The 16044-nt window shown below is 40.1% G+C and carries 15 protein-coding genes and 1 tRNA gene; 7 read left to right on the top strand and 9 right to left on the bottom strand.

Features of this window, described 5'->3' with window-relative positions:
* Positions 1 to 7: 7 nt before the first annotated feature.
* The 7 genes from rsxB (at position 8) to NFS34_RS11135 (ending at position 5424) form a co-directional block, all read left to right on the top strand.
* Positions 8 to 580, top strand: coding sequence for an electron transport complex subunit RsxB (rsxB, locus tag NFS34_RS11105; protein ID WP_251360121.1), 573 nt, complete (start codon positions 8 to 10; stop codon positions 578 to 580).
* Entirely contained in the window at positions 580 to 2226 is a 1647-nt protein-coding gene (gene rsxC, locus NFS34_RS11110; RefSeq protein WP_251360123.1) for an electron transport complex subunit RsxC, read from the top strand. The genes rsxB and rsxC overlap by 1 nt, the downstream gene beginning before the upstream one ends.
* The gene (gene rsxD, locus NFS34_RS11115) at positions 2223 to 3308 is read left to right on the top strand and encodes an electron transport complex subunit RsxD (protein ID WP_251360124.1); all 1086 of its coding nucleotides are present in this window, start codon (positions 2223 to 2225) and stop codon (positions 3306 to 3308) included. The genes rsxC and rsxD overlap by 4 nt, the downstream gene beginning before the upstream one ends.
* Positions 3298 to 3927, top strand: a complete 630-nt coding sequence (rsxG, locus tag NFS34_RS11120; RefSeq protein WP_251360125.1) for an electron transport complex subunit RsxG — start codon at positions 3298 to 3300, stop codon at positions 3925 to 3927. Before rsxD ends, rsxG begins: the two co-directional genes overlap by 11 nt.
* Positions 3928 to 3944: 17 nt before the next feature.
* The gene (locus NFS34_RS11125) at positions 3945 to 4649 is read left to right on the top strand and encodes an electron transport complex subunit E (protein WP_376707986.1); all 705 of its coding nucleotides are present in this window, start codon (positions 3945 to 3947) and stop codon (positions 4647 to 4649) included.
* Positions 4642 to 5277 carry an endonuclease III gene (gene nth, locus NFS34_RS11130; protein WP_251360128.1) on the top strand — a complete coding sequence of 212 codons (636 nt, stop codon included), beginning with the start codon at positions 4642 to 4644 and terminating at the stop codon, positions 5275 to 5277. The genes NFS34_RS11125 and nth overlap by 8 nt, the downstream gene beginning before the upstream one ends.
* A gap of 70 nt (positions 5278 to 5347) precedes the next feature.
* A tRNA-Val gene (locus NFS34_RS11135) sits at positions 5348 to 5424 on the top strand.
* Positions 5425 to 5477: 53 nt separating this feature from the next.
* Here NFS34_RS11135 and NFS34_RS11140 read toward each other — a convergent pair.
* From NFS34_RS11140 to NFS34_RS11180, 9 genes are all read right to left on the bottom strand, one after another.
* Entirely contained in the window at positions 5478 to 6842 is a 1365-nt protein-coding gene (locus NFS34_RS11140) for a phosphomannomutase CpsG (RefSeq protein ID WP_285834465.1), read from the bottom strand.
* 9 nt (positions 6843 to 6851) lie between these two features.
* Complete coding sequence (locus NFS34_RS11145) at positions 6852 to 8141, bottom strand: nucleotide sugar dehydrogenase (protein WP_251360129.1); 1290 nt, start codon at positions 8139 to 8141, stop codon at positions 6852 to 6854.
* 4 nt (positions 8142 to 8145) lie between these two features.
* Positions 8146 to 9795 (bottom strand): glucose-6-phosphate isomerase, encoded by a 1650-nt coding sequence (pgi, locus tag NFS34_RS11150; RefSeq protein ID WP_251360131.1) that lies wholly within the window; start codon positions 9793 to 9795, stop codon positions 8146 to 8148.
* Between the two features lie 125 nt (positions 9796 to 9920).
* Complete coding sequence (locus NFS34_RS11155; protein ID WP_251360133.1) at positions 9921 to 10796, bottom strand: UTP--glucose-1-phosphate uridylyltransferase; 876 nt, start codon at positions 10794 to 10796, stop codon at positions 9921 to 9923.
* A 10-nt stretch (positions 10797 to 10806) separates the two neighbouring features.
* The gene (locus tag NFS34_RS11160) at positions 10807 to 11973 is read right to left on the bottom strand and encodes a nucleotide sugar dehydrogenase (protein WP_251360134.1); all 1167 of its coding nucleotides are present in this window, start codon (positions 11971 to 11973) and stop codon (positions 10807 to 10809) included.
* A complete protein-coding gene (locus NFS34_RS11165; protein ID WP_251360136.1) occupies positions 11970 to 13925 on the bottom strand; it encodes a nucleoside-diphosphate sugar epimerase/dehydratase in 1956 nt (651 codons plus the stop codon). The genes NFS34_RS11160 and NFS34_RS11165 overlap by 4 nt, the downstream gene beginning before the upstream one ends.
* 15 nt (positions 13926 to 13940) lie before the next feature.
* Positions 13941 to 14774: a formyltransferase family protein gene (locus tag NFS34_RS11170; RefSeq protein WP_251360137.1), complete on the bottom strand. Its 834-nt coding sequence runs from the start codon at positions 14772 to 14774 to the stop codon at positions 13941 to 13943.
* Positions 14775 to 14783: 9 nt separating this feature from the next.
* Positions 14784 to 15356, bottom strand: coding sequence for a sugar transferase (locus NFS34_RS11175; protein ID WP_251360138.1), 573 nt, complete (start codon positions 15354 to 15356; stop codon positions 14784 to 14786).
* Complete coding sequence (locus NFS34_RS11180) at positions 15357 to 16040, bottom strand: PIG-L deacetylase family protein (RefSeq protein WP_251360139.1); 684 nt, start codon at positions 16038 to 16040, stop codon at positions 15357 to 15359.
* Positions 16041 to 16044 lie beyond the last annotated feature (4 nt).

Genomic DNA, 16044 nt, shown 5'->3' on the forward strand with positions numbered 1-16044 from the left:
GTTGACTATGGACTTGATTAGCGCCGTTATTATCATCGCAGTTTTGGCTCTTGTTTTTGGCGCTATTTTGGGCTTTGCTGCAGTAAAATTTAAGGTCGAAGGCGATCCGATTGTCGAGCAGATCAATGAAGTCTTGCCACAAACCCAGTGCGGCCAATGTGGCTACCCTGGTTGCAAACCCTACGCCGAAGCGATTGCCAATGGCGATGAGATCAATAAATGCCCACCTGGTGGCGAAGCTGGGGTGAAAGCCTTGGCTGACTTGCTGGGTCGCGAAGTGATCCCGCTGGATGAAGAAAGAGGCGAAGAAAAGCCGCCAAGAGTAGCTTATATTCGAGAGGATGAATGTATTGGTTGTACTAAATGCATTCAAGCTTGCCCAGTCGATGCCATTCTAGGTGCGCCAAAATTGATGCATACGGTTATTGTTGATGAATGTACTGGCTGCGATTTATGTGTTGAACCTTGTCCGGTCGATTGCATTGATATGCTAGAAGTTCCGAAAACCGTTGCCAACTGGAAGTGGCAACAGCCTCAGCTACGCCACGAAAATTTAATTCCTGTTAAGGAGTTAAACTAATGGAAAAAGATCTTATAGAAAGAAGCAACTATAGCTCTGAAATTCCGGTTTACCAGATCCCTGGAGGGGTCCACCCGACGGAACACAAAACCCAATCCAATTCGCAAGCCATCGCCAAGCTACCCTTAGCCGATGAGCTGGTGATTAACTTAAAGGGGCAAGCTGGGAATCGTACCCTTCCGGTAGTTGCAATCGGTGACAAGGTACTTAAAGGTCAAGTAATCGCCGAGTCGGATGGTGTATTTAGCAGTTTTTATCATGCGCCAAGTTCTGGTTTGATTAAAGCCATCGAGCAAAGACCAATAGCCCATCCTTCGGGGCTAACTGACTTGTGCGTGGTATTAGAAACAGACGGCGCAGATAAATGGTGCGAGCTTACTCCCGCTGGTGATCCCAGCAGCCTTTCACGGCAAGAGATCCTGAGCCGAATATTTGAAAGTGGCATAGTAGGCCTTGGCGGCGCATCCTTTCCCAGCCATATCAAATTGCAGCGGCAACAAGGTATTGATAGCTTAATTTTAAATGCGGCTGAATGCGAACCTTACATCACTTGTGATGACCGATTGCTACAGGAACACAGCGAACAGGTGCTACTCGGCGCGAAAATTGTGGCAAGCCTTTATTCTAATAATAGCGAGCCGGGTAGTGAGCTCGGTATTATCATCGGAATTGAAGACAATAAACCCAAAGCGATTGATGCGCTTATTCAGGCTCGGGATAAACTGAAATTCCAAAATATCAAGCTAGCGGTAGTGCCCACAAAATACCCTAGCGGCGGTGAAAAACAGTTGATCCAATTGGTTACTGGCAAGCAAGTTCCTCAAGGCGGGCTACCTGCTGACTTAGGCATTGTGATGCATAATGTCGCTACCTGCTTCGCTATTTACGAAGCTTTCTACTTAGGCAAACCTTTAATCGATCGTCTGGTCACGCTAACTGGAGAAGTCTGCTTGAATAAAGGCAATTACCGTATCCCTATCGGCACTCCGATTGAGCATTTACGAAAAGCTAGCCAAGTCGAATCGGAATGCACAGCCATTATGGGCGGACCTATGATGGGTTTTGAAATTCTTGATAAACAAGCAGGGATAGTCAAAGCCAGCAACTGTATCATTTTTAAATCGGCCCAAACCTTGACCCAAGCAGCCGAGTTACCTTGTATTCGTTGTGGCGCTTGTATGGATGCCTGCCCTGCTTCTTTGCTGCCACAACAGCTTTATTGGCACGCCAAAGCTGATGAGTTTGAAAAAACCGAAGACTATAATTTATTCGACTGTATCGAATGCGGAGCTTGCGCCTACGTTTGCCCAAGTAATATACCTTTGGTGCAATATTATCGCTACGCAAAATCCAATATTCGTGATCAAAAAATTGAAAAAGCTAAATCGGACAAAGCTCGTGAGCGACATGAAGCGCGACTGGAGCGAATCGAAAGGGTCAAACGAGAAAAAGCCGAAAAACATAAAAAAGCAGCTGAAGCCAGACGTAAAGCCGCTGAAGCAGCGGGACAAACTGATGCTAAAAAAGCTGCGGTAGCCGCAGCGCTGGCTAGAGTGAACAAGAAAAAAGCTCAAGCTAGTCAAGAAACAGATGACAATACCACCAACCAAGCAACTGATAATCACTCAAAGGATGAATCCTCTTGAATATTTTATCTTCACCCTTTGATAAAAAACCTAATTCGGTAATCGAGTTGATGCTTTGGGTTATCGGCGCGACCCTACCCGGGTTGTTAGTGTTGGTATACTTTTTTGGGATTGGCGTTATTGTTAATGTAATTATCGCCTCTATCACTGCCTTGGCTTGTGAAGCTCTAATCTTAAAGTTACGTAATCGCCCTGTACTACCGATTTTATTTGATGGCAGCGCTTTACTGACCGCTTGGCTAATTGGCCTAGCGCTGCCGCCCTTATTGCCTTGGTGGATGACGGTTGTGGGTACTGCTTTTGCCATAATATTTGCCAAACACGTTTATGGCGGTTTGGGCAATAATCTTTTTAACCCCGCTATGGTGGCTTACGTTTTGCTGCTAATCTCTTTTCCAGTGCAGATGACCGCTTGGTTACCACCTGTTGAGTTAGCGCAAAATCCCGTTGGCGTTGCGGATACCTTTGCCTATATTTTTACTGGCGCTAATCTTAGCGGTCAAGATCTCAATTACGCGCGTCTGGGGGTTGATGGTTTCACTATGGCAACACCGCTCGATCACGTAAAAACCGAATTATCCCAAGGCTTTAGAATTGCTGAGATTAATCAAAACCCTATGCTGGCAGGATTTTCAGGGGTTGGCTGGTTTTGGGTGAACCTAGCATTTTTAGTTGGTGGCCTAGTCCTGATGATCCGAAAAGTGATTGGCTGGCAGCTCCCTGCTGGGGCCTTGCTAGGGATTTTTCTAACCTCTTTCCTATTTTACGGGATCGACACCGACCATTACCTTTCGCCATTATTTCATACCTTCGCTGGCGCCACCATGCTAGGAGCATTTTTTATTGCGACCGATCCAGTAACCGCATCCACTACTCCCAAAGGTCGCTGGATCTTTGGCTTTGGAATTGGCGCAATCACCATTATTATTCGTACCTTTGGCGGCTATCCTGATGCAATCGCTTTTGCAGTGCTTATTATGAATATGGCTGTGCCGATGATTGACTACTACACTCGCCCTAAAGTTTACGGTCATAACAAAATTAATAGTGCCAACAAAAGTGAGGCCAAGCATGCTGAGTAAAATGATCAGCAAAAATGGCTTAATCTTAGCCGGCTTTGCGGTAGTGTCTGTCGGACTAATCAGCCTGACCTACTTTATTACTCGCGATACCATCGCTGGCGAAATGAAGGCCGCTTTAGCTCGAACCTTAGATGAGTTAGTGGAGAAAGAGCGTTACAACAATGATGTGTATCATGATTGTACCTTAATTACGGACGGCGAAATGCTTGCTAGCAGTAAAGCCTTAAAGGCTTATCGAATGCGTATGCATGATCAGCCAGTGGCAATAGTATTAGAGACGATCGCGCCCAATGGCTATAGCGGAAATATTGCAATGGTCGTCGCCATCGATCAAGATGCAACCATAGCTGGAGTTCGAGTAACCGAACACCAAGAAACGCCAGGACTTGGCGATAAAATTGAGCTGCGAAAAAGTGATTGGATTTTAAGTTTTGCTGGCAAGTCACTGAAAAATCCAAGTCTTGATAATTGGGCCGTAAAAAAAGATGGCGGTGAGTTTGATGCCTTTACCGGAGCAACCATTACTCCAAGAGCGGTCATTGCGCAAGTGGCAAAAACGCTAGCCTTTTTTGAGCGTCATAAAGACGAACTTTTTAATAATCCGCAAAATTGTCAGTGAACTAATTAGCTATGGATATGCAAGCAAAAACCATCATCAAAAATGGCCTCTGGGACAATAATCCAGCGTTGGTACAACTGTTAGGGCTTTGCCCTTTGCTGGCGGTGAGTAATACCTTTATTAATGGTCTAGGTTTGGGCGTCGCCACGACTTTGGTTCTAGCGGGCTCCAATGCTTCTGTCTCTTTAGTTCGCAACTATATTCCGAATGAAATTCGTATTCCCATTTTTGTCATGATGATTGCCAGCTTCGTAACCAATGTTGGCCTTATCATGAATGCCTTTACCTACGATTTATTTTTAGCGCTCGGTATTTTTATTCCCTTGATCGTGACCAATTGCGCCATCATTGGTCGTGCCGAAGCCTTTGCCTCTAAAAATAAATTCTTTCCTTCGCTGCTCGACGGTATTATGCAAGGCATTGGTTTTACTGCAATACTCTGCACACTCGGTGCCTTGCGCGAATTGGTTGGTCAAGGAACCTTATTTTATGGCGCTGAGCAACTGTTTGGCTCTTGGGCAAAAGACTGGACCCTATCTTTTTACCTAACCGACTCTAAGTTTTTATTTGCGATCTTACCACCGGGCGCTTTCGTATTTTTAGGACTGCTGATCGCCATCAAAAATATTGTCGATAAGAAATCATTAGAAAAATCCAAAGAGCAAAAAACTACCAAGCTTGATATTCAAGAAGCCACTAAAGGTAACTTAGTCCATGAATAAAAATAAGCGCCAAGAGATTTTTGAACGGCTTCGCGCAGAAAACCCAAATCCACAAACTGAGCTGGAATACAACTCTACTTTTGAGCTGTTAATTGCGGTTATTTTATCGGCACAAGCAACCGATGTGGGTGTCAATAAAGCCACTCGTAAACTCTTTCCAGTGGCTAACACCCCCGAAACGATTTATGCGTTGGGAGAAGGCGGTTTAAAAGAATACATCAAAACCATTGGCCTATTTAACTCCAAAGCCAAAAACGTGATTTCTTGCTGTAAGGATTTGATCGAAAAGCACAACTCCATTGTGCCCGACAATCGTAAAGATTTAGAAGCACTCGCCGGCGTTGGCCGCAAAACTGCTAATGTGGTTTTAAATACTGCTTTTCGACAAGTCGCTATGGCAGTGGATACTCATATTTTCCGCGTCTCTAATCGCACCAAAATCGCCCCCGGCAAGAATGTACGCCAAGTGGAAGATGCTCTTTTGAAATTTGTACCTAAAGAATTTCTGCTCGACGCCCACCACTGGCTGATTCTACATGGGCGCTACACCTGTATCGCCCGCAAGCCTAGGTGCAGCAGCTGTATTATTGGAGACTTATGTGAGTTTAAGGAAAAAACCAGTGACTGACGCCATGATTTTATCAGTCAAAACCACTTGCGCCCCTATTGGTTTGTGGTAGAATTCTCGGGCTCAAAATAGTCGCGTAGCTCAGTTGGTTAGAGCACCACCTTGACATGGTGGGGGTCGGTGGTTCGAATCCACTCGCGACTACCAGATACAAAAAATGCCGCATAAGCGGCATTTTTATTACGAGTAAAATTTTCAAGCTAAGCTTCGAGCAAGGCAACGATCTCTTGAGTTTTACTCCTCATCACGGCCTCATCACCCCTAGACTCAACATTTAGCCTGACCACAGGCTCAGTATTGGATTTTCTTAAATTAAAGCGCCAGCACTCAAACTCCATACTGATCCCATCAAGGGTATCTATTTTTAACGCTTGGGGTTTATACTTATTAAGCACTTGTTCAATCGCTTTGTCAGGATCTACTAAACGCCGATTAATTTCTCCTGATGAAGGGTATTTGTTAATTCGCTCTGCTACCAGCTGCGATAGCTTAGCGTCTTTTTTTGACAGTAACTCCACGATTAATAACCAGGGGATCATGCCACTATCGCAATAAGCAAAGTCTTTAAAATAGTGATGCGCAGACATTTCGCCACCATAAATAGCATCCTCTGCACGCATAATTTCTTTAATAAATGCATGACCACATTTAGACAGCACCGGAATACCACCATTAGCTTGTACTATATCAATGGTATTCCAAGTTAACCGTGGATCATGAACTATTTTAGCACCAGGGTGCTTTTGCAAAAAAGCTTCAGCCAGAAGGCCGACAATATAATAGCCCTCAATAAATTGTCCTTTTTCATCAAATAAAAAACAGCGATCAAAATCACCGTCCCAAGCGATACCTAAATCCGCTTTATATTCAATAACAGCATCGGAAGTGGCAGCTCTATTCTCTGGTAATATTGGGTTAGGAATCCCATTGGGAAAGTGACCATCAGGCTCATGGTGAATTTTAATAAAGTCTATGGGAATTGCTTTTTCTTTGAATAAGACTTCTAGAGCATCAACGATATGGCCTGCAGCACCGTTGCCACTATTCACTACCAACGTCATGGGCTTTATAGCTTCAAGATTAATAAAGTCTAAGAGATACTGGGAAAACTCTTCTACAATATCGACTTTCGTTAACTGACCTTTGTTACCAGACACTTCGGGATTTATAAAGCCGCTATAAACCAAAGCTTCGATATCTTTTAAACCTGTGTCGGCACTAATTGGGCGAGCATTTTCTTTGACCAGTTTCATGCCATTATAATCTACCGGGTTATGACTAGCTGTAACCTCTATACCACCATCCACTTTTAAATGTTGGGTGGCGAAATATATTTCTTCGGTTCCCGACATACCAATATCGATGACATTGACCCCCTCATCCCGTAAACCATTAGCGACAGCAAGCTTAAGCTCTTCTGAGGTGAGGCGTATATCACCGCCTACCACAACAGAGTGTGGCTTTAACTTTTTAGCAAATGCTCTACCTATTTTATAGGCGATTTCATCATTCAATTCTTCTTCCAACTTGCCACGAATATCGTAAGCTTTAAAACATGATTTCATAATTATTTTCTACAGATTTATTGTTTTTCCACGCCCAACCGCAAAATACTCAAAGCCTAACGTTTCCATTTCTCTCGGTTCATAAATATTTCGGCCATCGAATATCACCGGGATTTTCATTAAGGTTTTGAGTTGATTAAAGTCCGGCGCTAAAAACTCATCCCAAGCAGTAACAATAAATAGAGCATCCGATTCTTGAACTGCAGCATATTTATCATCACACAACTGAACATTAGCATAAGATGTATACTTAAACTCAAGAGCAGGCATAGCGGCGGGATCGTAAATAGATATGTTGCAGTCCTGCGCTGTTAAAGCTTCAACTAGTTCGTGGATAGGCGAGTTAGCTATAGAGCTAGAATTTGGCTTAAAACTCGCGCCCCAAATTGCGACCTTTAGAGCTGATAGATTGCCTTGATAGTAATGCCAGAGCTTCCTAAAAAGTAACTCTTTTTGTGTCTGATTGGCCTCGACAACCGCTTTCAACATAATTGAAGCTGTGCTTTTATTTGAAAATTGTTCGAGCAGATTGTTGACTTCCTGCGGTAGCGTAAGACCACCAAACCCACACCCAAGATCAAGATAACTTTTCCCAATACGGCTATCCGAGCTCACCCCTTCAATAACTTTATCCATATCAATATGTAGCTCTTCAGACAACAGCGCCAGTTCATTTATTAAACTCAAGCGAGTTGCTAGCATGCTACAAATAGAAGTTTTTATTAACTCAGCTTCCGCTCCAGAAATAAACATAACCTTCTGAGCTTTCTGGATAACTGGCGATAATAAGTAGGATAGCGTTGAGATCAATTGGTTATCTTCCGTACCTATTAATAATAGTTCTGGGTTAGCAAAGTCATCAAGTGCACGACCTTCACGAATAAATGAAGGTAAGGTGGCAAGCTTTAGAAACCCGTTTTTCACTTCATTTTCAAAGTGATTATATAGACGATTATAGGTTCCAACTCCAAGTGTTGTACTGATAACCACTGAAACTGCCTCTTGATCGCTTAATAGCTCCTTAATAACATAGAGTAACTCATCAAAATTTTTACCTTTATAGAATAGCCAATGTATATTGGCATTAATAAAAGCAGAGGTTTCACGTACTTTTAGAGTGTTTTCTTTAATAGCTTCAGACAGTTTATTAGTTAAACTTGGTTCACTTTTGATAAAGGGAAGCTCATCATCTTCGGCGGGAAAAGAATTAGAAAATAACGTTACCGAGTTCTCGGTTAGAGCCAAACAAACCGCAGTGACATAGGCCTCTAGAGTACTTCCATATATCGATATTCTCACTGCCTTAAACCTTTCCCTTTACGGCTTTTAGTAAAGATTCTGTTGATTCATCGTATTTTTGACCATCCTCTTTTACGTACAGCGATTCTAATATCTCTTCAGATATGACCTTTCCAAGCTCCACTCCCCATTGGTCAAATGGGTTAATCCCCCAAATTGAGGCCATAACAAAGACTTTATGTTCATACATTGCGATAAGCGCACCAAGCGTATGAGGGTTTAGCTCATCCATAAGAATCGTTGTTGATGGTTGATTGCCATTATAAAACTTATGAGCAGGAAGCTCGCCACTATTAGAAACCGCTTTATTGCCGAAAGCCAGGACTCTTGACTGAGCCAAACAATTTGCTAAGGCTAGATCATGTTGCTTGACTAAAAATTCATCGGTTTTGCTTTTATTTTTTTTATCGTGATAACGCTTAATCGGGGCAATAAAATCACAAGAAACTTTTTGTGTTCCTTGATGAAGAAGCTGGTAAAAAGCATGTTGAGCGTTAGGACCTATATCCCCCCATAAAATCGGGCAAGTTTTAAACTCCACTTTATGACCGCTCTTGGTCACAGCCTTACCGTTACTCTCCATCTCAAGCTGAGTCAGGTAATTAGGTAGAAATTGTAGCCGCCCATCATAGGGAAGGACTGTATGTGCGTTGATATTCAAAAAAGTCGCATTCCAAACACCGATCAAACCTAGTAAAACAGGGAGGTTGCTATCAAACGATGTAGTTGCAAAGTGCTTATCCACTTCATGCGCACCAGCTAATAGCTGCCTAAAGTTCTTCATGCCAATTGATAAAGCTATTGGTAATCCTATTGCAGACCATAAAGAAAAGCGACCACCAACCCAGTCCCAAAAAAGTAACCGATTCTCTTTAAAGATCCCCCAGTCTGACATTTTTTCAGGATTCGCCGAAATGCCGATAAAGTGCTGCTTTAAAACAAGTTTCTTAATTGGGCAGGCCTCTAACATCCACTCCATTGCAGTATTAGCATTATAAAAAGTATCTACCGTCGTAAAGGATTTAGAAGATATGATAAACAAACAAGTGGCAGGATCGAGCTGCTCAAGTAGTTTAAAGATTTGAGTCCCATCCATGCTAGAGACAAAGTGAAAATCAAGCTCTAATCTCGATGGTACTCTAAAATCTTTTAAAGCATTAGCCACCATAAAAGGGCCTAAATCTGAACCTCCAACACCAATGTTAATAATATCGGTAATCGGCTTGCCTGAATAACCTCGCCACTGCCCCTTATGCACTTTATCAACAATCAGTTCAACTTGATCTAGTGTTTTATGAACATCTTTAACAATATCCAGACCATTAACCTTTAAAGTCTCATCCTTAGGAAGCCTTAAAGCAGAGTGTAATGCAGATCTATTTTCAGAAGTGTTGATGGAATTTCCAGAAACTAATGAAGATATTTTTTCATAAAGAAGAGATTGCTCAGCAAGCTCAAGTAAAGACTTAAATATTTCTTTATCTATTAGTTGCTTAGAGAAATCAATATAAAAATTCTGCCATTTTTTCCCTAACCATATACTTCTTTCACTATCTATTTTAAATAGCCCATTTAGCTTAAGGTTGGTGCCATTATGAGCAAAAGAGTTTAATTCTTTTACTATATTCGAGTTAATATCCAATAATAAACCCACCTAACTCACTCAAGAGTTATAACCATTAGGATTATCTTTTTGCCAATTCCAAGCATCAAACAACATGGTATTCAAAGCTTTTCCAGTACTTTGTAACCAAGATCTTAATAATATACCGAATTTAATCAGCCAAAGCTCTGAAGAGCCCTCTTAACACAACCTGCATATCTCTCATCTTTTAAAGCATATTCAACGAATGTACTAACATAGCCCTCAATATTGCCACAATCATGACTTTTACCTGTCATATAAAATGCTTCAACAACTTCATCTTTTACCAAGGCATCTATAGCATCAGTCAATTGCTTCTCACCACCTGCTCCAGGTTCCAGTTTTTCTAAGTAGCTCCAAATAGCTTTCGGCAATACATAACGCCCAACAACTGCTAATGTAGATGGTGCATTTTCAACATCAGGCTTTTCAACAAACCCATTAACTCGGCCGCTATTTCCCTGCTCAACTTGACCTTTAAAATCTGCTATGCCATATTTTACAACATCTTGTTGAGCAACAGATTCGACCATCACCTGAGCGAAACCAGTATTATCAAAACGATTTATCATAGTAGCCAGATTATCTGTCGAATGGTTTGATAACACATTATTTATTAAGACATCAGGTAATAATACAGCAATGTTGTCAGTGCTAGCAGCCTCCTTTGCGCATAAAATAGCGTGCCCTAAACCCAAACCTTTTGACTGTCGAACTGAAGATATCGTTAAGTCTGGCGGGCAGACTGAACGAACACTCGCAAGAATATCGCACTTATTTTTCTGTTCTAACTGCCATTCTAGCTCGAAGTTTGTATCAAAATGGTTTTCAATGGCAGATTTTGTCGTATGCGTTACTAAAATAACTTCCTTAATTCCAGCTAAGTATGCTTCTTCGATAACATATTGAATCAATGGGCGGTCCAAAAGTGTAATCATTTCTTTAGGAATAGCTTTAGACGCAGGAAGCATTCTAGTGCCAAAGCCAGCAACTGGAATAATTGCTTTCATAACTTAACCTTTAGTCTTTTGTGTAAATATCACGTGTATATACTTTTTCTTCTATGTTTTTTAATTCTTCACTCATTCTATTGGCCAGAATAATATCAGATTTTTCTTTAAATAGTGATAAGTCATTAATGAGTCTATAGCTTTCAAAAGAATAAGAATTAAGCGTTGGTTCATAGATAACCACCTCAATACCCTGACTTTGAAGAGAGGTCATGATATCCTGTATAGCAGACGCTCTAAAATTATCTGAGCCAGTTTTCATAATCAGTCGAAAGATACCCACAACCTTCGGACATTTCAGCATAACTCTATCAACAATATGCTGCTTACGAATGGAATTAGATTCAACTATACCTCTTATCAACGAATTTGGTACATCGCTGTAATTTGCCAGTAATTGTTTCGTATCTTTTGGCAAGCAATATCCGCCATAACCAAATGAAGGATTATTATAATACTCCCCAATCCTTGGGTCTAAGCCCATACCATCAATTATCTGCTTTGTATTTAGGCCATTAATTTCTGCATAGCTATCAAGCTCATTAAAGTACGAAACACGCATTGCAAGGTATGTATTAGTAAAAAGTTTAATCGCCTCAGCCTCAGTTGAATCAACTAGCAAAACTTCAATGTTTTGCTTTTCAGCGCCTTGGCTTAACATCTGAGCAAACTGCTCTGCTCTTTCACTTTTCTCGCCTACAATTATTCGTGAAGGATATAAGTTATCGTAAAGAGCCTTGCCTTCTCTTAAAAACTCTGGCGAAAATATTATATTATTGAAACCTAGCTTTTCTTTAATTTGTTTTGTATAACCAATTGGTACTGTTGACTTAATAACTATTACCACTTTTGGATTAATTTCCATAACATCATTGATAACGGCCTCTACTGAACTTGTATCAAAATGTTCAGTACGAGGATCATAATTTGTCGGGGTTGCAATAATCACCCAATTAGCACCTGAGTAAGCTTCTATTTTATCGGTAGTTGCAAAAACACTCCTATCCTCTCTGCTGAGGTATTCCTGTATGTCATTATCCTCTATTGGAGATTGCCTTTTGTTTATACTATTTACTCTTGCTTCATCAACGTCTAGTGCAACAACTTCATAGTCAGAGGCCAACAGTAAGGCATTCGACAAACCTACATAACCGATTCCCGCGACTGTAATTTTCATCTTTTATCCTGCCTTTTAAAATTTAATATACTTGCTTTGTTTTTAGATTTGTTTACCCATAACAGGTCTGAAATAGGATCGCTAGGTGTAAAGTCAGTAGGCGCATTAATTAAAATATTTCTTAATTGCTCATGATCATAACTATCTATTGCTTTATCCAAAGTATTTATTAACATTTCCATATCATTCCATTGTAAATACTTTTCTTTTGCCATCATTATGCGAGGATGTTTCGATCCTTCAACATTTTCACCAATCAACAACTCTTCATACAGTTTTTCACCAGGCCTTAACCCTGTATAACTAATTTCAATATCTCCATCAGGGTTAATGGCGTCTTTTACAGTTAAACCCATTAGAGAAATAAGCTTTGTTGCCAACTCAACTATTTTAACTGGTTCACCCATATCTAACACAAAAACATCACCTCCCTTGGACATTGCTCCAGCTTGCAGTACCAATTGAGCCGCTTCAGGTATTGTCATAAAAAATCTAGTAATGTCAGGATGAGTTACCGTTACAGGCCCTCCAGCCTTTATTTGCCTTTTAAATAAAGGAACTACAGAGCCCGACGAACCAAGGACATTACCAAAACGCACCATGCTAAAACGGGTTGAGATATTTTTAGTAGATAAACCTTGCAATACCAGCTCAGCAAACCTTTTAGTAGCACCCATTACGTTAGTTGGTCGAACAGCCTTATCTGTTGAAATTAATACAAAGTTAGATACTTTTGCGTTTATAGCCGCTTGTGCCGTAGTCAAGGTTCCAAAAATATTGTTTCTTATACCTTCTGAAATATTGTACTCGACCATAGGTACATGTTTGTATGCTGCAGCGTGGTACAAAGAGTCAACTTTAAAAGTGTCAATCACGTGACTAACTTTTTTCTCGTCAACCACCGAACCAAGAAAGGGTAGAACTTTAACTTGCAAATTATTGGCCTTAATTATCTCTCCTAACTCTTTCTCTATGGCGTATAGAGCATACTCTGAAAGCTCATATAAAATTAAACTTTTAGGGTTTAGCAAAATAATTTGTCGGCAAAGCTCTGAACCTATTGAACCTCCAGCCCCTGTAACCATCACAGATTGATTTTTTATATTTTTTTCTAGTAAGGATTTTACTGGCGGCACCGAGTCTCTACCTAACAAATCAGCAATATCAACGTCTTGAAACTCATCAATTTTCATTTTGCCACTAACAAGATCGCTAATACCAGGTATTGTCTGTACTGGAAGCCCTGTTTTCTCAGTTTTAGACACTATTAATTTTCTCTTGCTTCGACTGACACTTGGCAATGCCAATAATATTTTCTCAACTTGCAACTCTTTAATAGCTTGGGTTAAATTTTCCGAAGGCCAAACATTTATACCTTGAATTGCAACATTAGCCAGAGCCTTATCATCATCCACAAATCCAACTGGATAATATTCTTGCCCGTTCAACAGCGACAGTGCCAGCTGCCTTCCAGCCGAGCCCGCTCCATATATAAGAACTCTGGTTTTTTGAGTGTTAAACCTGGCTTGAAAATAAGAGCTAACAACAAGCCTACTCCCACCTAATAAAACTGACAGCATGATCGCAAATATAACTGCAGAAGAAACTTGCGTATAAGGTACATCTAAGTAGACACCAAGCGGATAATAAAAAAAGAGTGTAATAATTGATGCAAAAAATACTATTAATAAAATATTTAAACTAACAAAGCGAGTTACAGCCTGATAAAAATTCAACAAAAATAATATAACAAGAGTGAACCCGACTGTTAAAAAGTAATGCAAATATGAAACATCAACAAACACATTAACAAATGTATTCTTAGACAATGCAATAGAAGAATAATATGCTATCGTTAGCATTAACAAGTCAAAATGATAAATAATCGCTTTTTTTGTATTTCTGCTTAATGAGAATAAAGCTCGTATAAAATTATCCATATTTTTTTTCATATGCGCCCACATCACTCATTGCTCAAACTTAATAACTTCAAAGTCAGTCATTTTTAAAGTTCCGTCAAAAAATTTAATACAATTTTGTGGCTCCTCATCCGTCATTTCTGCACTCCAAACTATTACTTTTTTTCTACCTTTTATAAAAAAAGCACCAGGATAAGGGTGTGTCACGGCTCTTATAAGCTTTTCGGCATTCATCACAGAGCCATTTAAATCTATTAGACCATCCTCAGGTTTTCTGCCTGGCCATTCTGTTGCTTTAGATTCGTCCTGAATAGACAGCTTATATTCACCAGATAAAAGCTGCGGAACAGCTTTTTCCATAAGACTTATGTGTGCTCTATTTACTTTTTTGTATAAGTCAGTTGCACTTTCTCGCTCATCTAAAGGAATTTTTATTTGAGATAAAATTGGCCCAGTATCGACTCCCTCATCTAATTTAAACATTGTGACCCCAGAGCTTTCAAGTCCCTTGAGTATCGCCCAAGGAATAGCCGCCCGTCCCCTACCAATAGGCAATAATGTAGGATGAATACCTAAAACACCTTTCTTAGGAGTGTCTAAAAGCTCTTTAGAAGCGATTTGAGACCAACCGATGATAAACAACCAATCGATACCAGCTTGTTTTATACTATTTATTACTTCTTCATTATTAACGTGTGAAGACTTTATCAACTTTATACTGCGGTCTTCGCAAAACTCATCAATGTAAACTCGACCAGACTTTTCTACAGCCTGCTCATCTTTTAAAGTTATTGCTAATGATAACTCTCCCCCAGCAGAATATATTGCCTTCATACACGACAAGCCTAATTCAACACAGGTTACAAAACCAAATTTGCTCAAGATATCTCCTTAATAAACTGGTGGCGGCTTCAACAAATACAAAAATGTTCGTAAAACAATTTTCAAGTCATTCATAAAAGTAATTTTAGCTGCGTATTCAGAGTCAAAAGCCGCTTTGTCTTCAGTAGGCATCCCATCATAAGACTTTATTTGCGCTAGACCTGTTAAACCAGGTTTACACTCAAGAGCACCGCTTTGCTCTCTTAGCTCGATCAACTTAACTTGATTCTTTATTGAGGGGCGAGGTCCCACAATGCTCATGTCCCCCTTAAGAATATTGAATAACTGCGGAATTTCATCAATATTAGTTCTCCTTATTAGTTTTCCGATCCAGGTTATCTTAATTTCTTTTATTTGATCAGAAGGGATATCTCCTGTGTTTACAGGCATGCTTCTAAACTTATAAAAAACGAAGGGTTTCCCATACTGCCCGACTCTAACTTGCTTGAATATTATTGGACCAAAATCAAATAATAAAATTAACAAGCTCATCAATAAAATTAGTGGTAAAAGTAAGATTAACGACAATAAAGACATAGATATATCAAGACACCTTTTTGCAGAACCTTTGTAAAAACTCATTTATATATCTCGTTTAAATACTAACTGAAAAGCCTCAGAATATAACTGCCCAGATTGTCCCCCACGGTAAGCGGCTAACCCTTTCAAAACTTCTTCACTTCTAGGGTGAGGAAACTTTCTCATAACATTTCTATAATGTGAAAGAGCTTTTATCTTCCTCTCAAGGTAATGCTCTACTTCTGAAAATGTATTAGGAGTAAACCCATTGCTATCATATGGAAATGACCAGTCTGTAGACGACAAAATTTCCATAAAATACATCGAATCAAGCGCATTAACATCGCTTCTTCTTTGAAACAGCCTAGCAGCAGCCATAGTAGCATGCGCCACTTGTTTATGATCATCATTGATATCGCTTGGGTGGTGAGTAAAAACTCTTGTAGGGTTGTATTTTAAAATCTGCTCTTCTATAAACTGAACCAGCTCAATATGAGGAGTAGTGTTCATTCTTATATTGGGAAAACCTCCAAGAACTGGCTCTTTAAACCCAACCTCTTTATTCGCTTTAATAATATCATTATAGAGTTGCTCATCATTAGGTCTATGTTGCCGCAAATCTACATTACCACATAAAATAACTGGTAATACGCTTTCACCCTGCTCAACTAACTTCGCACCTGTGGCCCCAAAACCTAATATCTCGTCATCTGGATGTGCAACTACTACTAAATTTGTAACTTTCATATGT

The sequence above is a fragment of the Kangiella sp. TOML190 genome (assembly GCF_023706045.1).
Lineage (GTDB): Bacteria > Pseudomonadota > Gammaproteobacteria > Enterobacterales > Kangiellaceae > Kangiella.

Excerpts from the sequence above, each read along its gene's own strand:
- rsxB (WP_251360121.1), top strand. The coding sequence starts at position 8 with ATGGACTTGATTAGCGCCGTTATTATCATCGCAGTTTTGGCTCTTGTT.
- rsxC (WP_251360123.1), top strand. The coding sequence starts at position 580 with ATGGAAAAAGATCTTATAGAAAGAAGCAACTATAGCTCTGAAATTCCG.
- rsxG (WP_251360125.1), top strand. The coding sequence starts at position 3,298 with ATGCTGAGTAAAATGATCAGCAAAAATGGCTTAATCTTAGCCGGCTTT.
- NFS34_RS11125 (WP_376707986.1), top strand. The coding sequence starts at position 3,945 with ATGCAAGCAAAAACCATCATCAAAAATGGCCTCTGGGACAATAATCCA.
- nth (WP_251360128.1), top strand. The coding sequence starts at position 4,642 with ATGAATAAAAATAAGCGCCAAGAGATTTTTGAACGGCTTCGCGCAGAA.
- NFS34_RS11140 (WP_285834465.1), bottom strand. The coding sequence starts at position 6,842 with ATGAAATCATGTTTTAAAGCTTACGATATTCGTGGCAAGTTGGAAGAA.
- NFS34_RS11155 (WP_251360133.1), bottom strand. The coding sequence starts at position 10,796 with ATGAAAGCAATTATTCCAGTTGCTGGCTTTGGCACTAGAATGCTTCCT.
- NFS34_RS11160 (WP_251360134.1), bottom strand. The coding sequence starts at position 11,973 with ATGAAAATTACAGTCGCGGGAATCGGTTATGTAGGTTTGTCGAATGCC.
- NFS34_RS11165 (WP_251360136.1), bottom strand. The coding sequence starts at position 13,925 with ATGAAAAAAAATATGGATAATTTTATACGAGCTTTATTCTCATTAAGC.
- NFS34_RS11175 (WP_251360138.1), bottom strand. The coding sequence starts at position 15,356 with ATGAGTTTTTACAAAGGTTCTGCAAAAAGGTGTCTTGATATATCTATG.
- NFS34_RS11180 (WP_251360139.1), bottom strand. The coding sequence starts at position 16,040 with ATGAAAGTTACAAATTTAGTAGTAGTTGCACATCCAGATGACGAGATA.